Below are 937 nucleotides of genomic sequence, written 5' to 3'. Positions count from 1 at the left end.
GAACGTTATCGCCATCACTACCTGGGCCAGGACAAGGATTTGACACTGTTCCAGGGCGTGCCCGAGATGCTGGCCGACCTGTCGCAGCAGGGCTATTTCCTGGCGGTGGCCACCGGCAAGAGCCGGGTGGGGCTGAACCGGGCCATGAATACCACTGGCCTGCTGTCCAAGTTCGATGCCACCCGCTGCGCCGATGAAACCTTTTCCAAGCCGCATCCGGCCATGTTGCAGGAACTGACCCGTGAACTGGGCCAGGACATGCACCGCACCCTGATGATCGGCGACACCACCCACGACCTGCAGATGGCCATCAATGCCGGCGCCAAGGGCGTGGCAGTGGAGTTTGGCGCGCATCCGCCGCAGCAGTTGCAGACTTTGTCGCCACTTTATTCAGCTCGCTCCATCCGCGAGCTGCATCAATGGCTCAATGAGCACGCCTGAGGCGGCCCGCCGTGACGATACCTGAAGAAATCTTCATCTGCCCCGCCAGCGAGCTCCTGGAGCGCGGTCTGGGCAAGCGCTTCCCGGTGCGGGTGCATGGCGAGGCCACGACCGGCTTCGTGGTGCGCCATGGCGGGGTGGTGCATGGCTATCTGAATCGCTGCGCGCATGTGCCCATCGAACTGGATTGGGCCGAGGGAGAATTCTTTGAATCCAGCGGCCTGTATCTCATGTGCGCAACACATGGCGCGGTTTATGCGCCTGATACTGGAAAATGCGTAGGCGGTCCTTGTACCGGTGCGCATTTGCGTAAGATCATGGCGGTGGAGCGGGACGGCCAGATTTACTGGCGTCCGGACGACATCGTCAAGCCCGTCGAGGCATGAGCTTCGGGGAAACCGGCGCAGACTGCTGCGCTGCTTAGAGTGAGCCTATGAGCAACAACGAATCTGAAAACCAGCAAGCCCAGCCCCCCCAGTCTTCGGCATCGCCCGCT

General features: G+C 61.7%; 2 protein-coding genes. Both read left to right on the top strand.

Going from position 1 to position 937, the window contains the following annotated elements:
• Positions 1–441: HAD-IIIA family hydrolase (locus I5W_RS13915; RefSeq protein WP_044529672.1), on the top strand; the 441-nt coding region annotated here is incomplete at its 5' end.
• Positions 442–452: 11 nt separating this feature from the next.
• The gene (locus tag I5W_RS13910) at positions 453–827 is read left to right on the top strand and encodes a Rieske (2Fe-2S) protein (RefSeq protein ID WP_044529671.1); all 375 of its coding nucleotides are present in this window, start codon (positions 453–455) and stop codon (positions 825–827) included.
• The last annotated feature ends 110 nt before the right edge of the window (positions 828–937 follow it).

Source organism: Herbaspirillum sp. B65 (genome assembly GCF_000333555.1).
GTDB lineage: Bacteria > Pseudomonadota > Gammaproteobacteria > Burkholderiales > Burkholderiaceae_D > Herbaspirillum > Herbaspirillum rubrisubalbicans.
Note: the sequence above shows the minus strand (reverse complement) of the source record. Positions and strands in the feature narration are given on the sequence as shown.